Origin of the sequence: Escherichia sp. TW14182, from assembly GCF_000208525.1 — a bacterium.
Classification (GTDB): domain Bacteria; phylum Pseudomonadota; class Gammaproteobacteria; order Enterobacterales; family Enterobacteriaceae; genus Escherichia; species Escherichia ruysiae.
Genome location: NZ_AEJZ01000270.1, coordinates 1 through 3,525 on the forward strand (window position 1 = coordinate 1; position 3,525 = coordinate 3,525).

Sequence of the window (3,525 nt, forward strand, 5' to 3'; positions counted from 1 at the left end):
TGCCTTGCAAACGGGATGTGTTCATATAATAATTATGAGCAAGAGCACCGCTGAGATCCGTCAGGCGTTTCTCGACTTTTTCCATAGTAAGGGACATCAGGTAGTTGCCAGCAGTTCCCTGGTCCCCCATAACGACCCAACTTTGTTGTTTACCAACGCCGGGATGAACCAGTTCAAGGATGTGTTCCTTGGGCTCGACAAGCGTAATTATTCCCGCGCTACCACTTCCCAACGCTGCGTGCGTGCGGGTGGTAAACACAATGACCTGGAAAACGTCGGTTACACCGCACGTCACCATACCTTCTTCGAAATGCTGGGCAACTTCAGCTTCGGCGACTATTTCAAACACGATGCCATTCAGTTTGCATGGGAACTGCTGACCAGCGAAAAATGGTTTGCCCTGCCGAAAGAGCGTCTGTGGGTTACCGTCTATGAAAGCGACGACGAAGCCTACGAAATCTGGGAAAAAGAAGTAGGGATCCCGCGCGAACGTATTATTCGCATCGGCGATAACAAAGGTGCGCCATACGCATCTGACAACTTCTGGCAGATGGGTGACACCGGTCCGTGCGGCCCGTGCACCGAAATTTTCTACGACCACGGTGATCACATCTGGGGTGGCCCTCCGGGAAGCCCGGAAGAAGACGGCGACCGCTACATTGAGATCTGGAACATCGTCTTCATGCAGTTCAACCGCCAGGCAGATGGCACGATGGAACCGCTGCCGAAGCCGTCTGTAGATACCGGTATGGGGCTGGAGCGTATTGCTGCGGTGCTGCAACACGTTAACTCTAACTATGACATCGATCTGTTCCGCACGCTGATCCAGGCAGTAGCGAAAGTCACTGGCGCAACCGATTTGAGCAACAAATCGCTGCGCGTAATCGCTGACCATATTCGTTCTTGTGCGTTCCTGATCGCTGATGGTGTTATGCCGTCCAACGAAAACCGTGGTTATGTACTGCGTCGTATCATTCGTCGCGCGGTGCGTCACGGTAATATGCTGGGCGCGAAAGAAACCTTCTTCTACAAACTGGTTGGTCCGCTGATCGACGTTATGGGCTCTGCGGGCGAAGACCTGAAACGCCAGCAGGCGCAGGTTGAGCAGGTGCTGAAGACTGAAGAAGAGCAGTTTGCTCGTACTCTGGAGCGTGGTCTGGCGCTGCTGGACGAAGAGCTGGCAAAACTTTCCGGTGATACGCTGGATGGCGAAACAGCTTTCCGCCTGTACGACACCTACGGCTTCCCGGTTGACCTGACGGCTGACGTTTGTCGTGAGCGCAACATCAAAGTTGACGAAGCTGGTTTTGAAGCAGCAATGGAAGAGCAGCGTCGTCGTGCGCGCGAAGCCAGCGGCTTTGGTGCCGATTACAACGCAATGATCCGTGTTGACAGTGCATCTGAATTTAAAGGCTATGACCATCTGGAACTGAACGGCAAAGTGACCGCGCTGTTTGTTGATGGTAAAGCGGTTGATGCCATCAATGCAGGCCAGGAAGCGGTAGTTGTGCTGGATCAAACGCCATTCTATGCAGAATCTGGCGGTCAGGTTGGCGATAAAGGCGAACTGAAAGGCGCAAACTTCTCCTTTGCGGTAGAAGATACTCAGAAATACGGCCAGGCGATTGGTCACATCGGTAAACTAGCTGCGGGTTCTCTGACAGTGGGCGACGCGGTGCAGGCTGATGTTGATGAGGCTCGTCGCGCTCGTATTCGTCTGAATCACTCCGCAACGCACTTGATGCACGCCGCGCTGCGCCAGATTCTGGGGACTCATGTATCGCAGAAAGGTTCTCTGGTTAACGACAAAGTGCTGCGTTTCGACTTCTCACATAATGAAGCGATGAAGCCAGAGGAAATTCGTGCCGTAGAGGATCTGGTTAACGCACAGATTCGTCGTAACTTGCCGATCGAAACCAACATCATGGATCTCGAGGCTGCGAAAGCGAAAGGCGCGATGGCGCTATTTGGCGAGAAGTATGATGAACGTGTACGTGTACTGAGCATGGGCGATTTCTCCACAGAGCTGTGTGGCGGTACTCACGCCAGCCGCACCGGTGATATCGGTCTGTTCCGTATTATCTCTGAATCGGGTACTGCTGCGGGCGTTCGTCGTATCGAAGCTGTAACCGGAGAAGGTGCTATTGCCACCGTTCATGCAGACAGCGATCGCTTAAGCGAAGTTGCGCATCTGCTGAAAGGCGATAGCAATAATCTGGCTGATAAAGTTCGTTCAGTACTGGAACGTACGCGTCAGTTGGAAAAAGAGCTACAACAGCTTAAAGAACAAGCTGCCGCGCAGGAGAGTGCAAATCTTTCCAGTAAGGCAATTGATGTTAATGGTGTTAAGCTGTTGGTTAGCGAGCTTAACGGTGTTGAGCCGAAGATGTTGCGTACCATGGTTGACGATTTAAAAAATCAGCTGGGGTCGACAATTATCGTGCTGGCAACGGTAGCCGAAGGTAAGGTTTCTCTGATTGCAGGCGTATCTAAGGACGTCACAGATCGTGTGAAAGCAGGGGAACTGATTGGTATGGTCGCTCAGCAGGTGGGCGGCAAGGGTGGTGGACGTCCTGACATGGCGCAAGCCGGTGGTACGGATGCTGCGGCCTTACCTGCAGCGTTAGCCAGTGTGAAAGGCTGGGTCAGCGCGAAATTGCAATAATATTAGCGTCAGGCAATGCCGTGGACTTGCTCCACGGCATTCGCATCAACGCTATCGACAACGATAAAGTCAGGTTGAAGTTGTGTATATCGGCTAAACTTAGGTTTAACAGAATGTAATGCCATGACTGCTTACATGTAATGTGTTTGTCATTGCTTACTTTTTGGCGTTATATGATGGATAATGCCGGGATACAGAGAGACCCGACTCTTTTAATCTTTCAAGGAGCAAAGAATGCTGATTCTGACTCGTCGAGTTGGTGAGACCCTCATGATTGGGGATGAGGTCACCGTGACAGTTTTAGGGGTAAAGGGCAACCAGGTACGTATTGGCGTAAATGCCCCGAAGGAAGTTTCTGTTCACCGTGAAGAGATCTACCAGCGTATCCAGGCTGAAAAATCCCAGCAGTCCAGTTACTAATCTTTCCGCGTCTCATCTTTAACGGTGAGACGCACCCTCAAAATCTCTCCTTCACTTCAATTTCTTTTCGCGTTACTCCCGTTCATTCAACGTTAACATCCATTTTTCAACATCATTCCTGCCTGTCATAGGCCATTTTTTCTGTTGATAAAACACTCTTTTTGACGTTTTTACAGTCTAATTGAGCGTGAAGTGTGCAAACGATAAAAGTGTGGGAAAAATTGTTTGACTTATAAGTCTCAGAAAGTAATATGTGCGCCACGCAGCGACGATGAGCGATAAACAAGTTCTTCGAAGCACTCGTAAGAGGCGTGTGGTGAGGTGGCCGAGAGGCTGAAGGCGCTCCCCTGCTAAGGGAGTATGCGGTCAAAAGCTGCATCCGGGGTTCGAATCCCCGCCTCACCGCCATTTGCATCCGTAGCTCAGCTGGATAGAGTACT

General features: G+C 51.1%; 2 protein-coding genes and 1 tRNA gene. All 3 read left to right on the top strand.

The window, feature by feature from the left end:
- Positions 1-34: 34 nt before the first annotated feature.
- Complete coding sequence (alaS, locus tag EQY_RS0119685; RefSeq protein ID WP_000047190.1) at positions 35-2,665, top strand: alanine--tRNA ligase; 2,631 nt, start codon at positions 35-37, stop codon at positions 2,663-2,665.
- Between the two features lie 234 nt (positions 2,666-2,899).
- Positions 2,900-3,085, top strand: coding sequence for a carbon storage regulator CsrA (gene csrA / locus EQY_RS0119690; protein WP_000906486.1), 186 nt, complete (start codon positions 2,900-2,902; stop codon positions 3,083-3,085).
- 315 nt (positions 3,086-3,400) lie between these two features.
- Positions 3,401-3,493, top strand: a tRNA-Ser gene (locus EQY_RS0119695).
- The last annotated feature ends 32 nt before the right edge of the window (positions 3,494-3,525 follow it).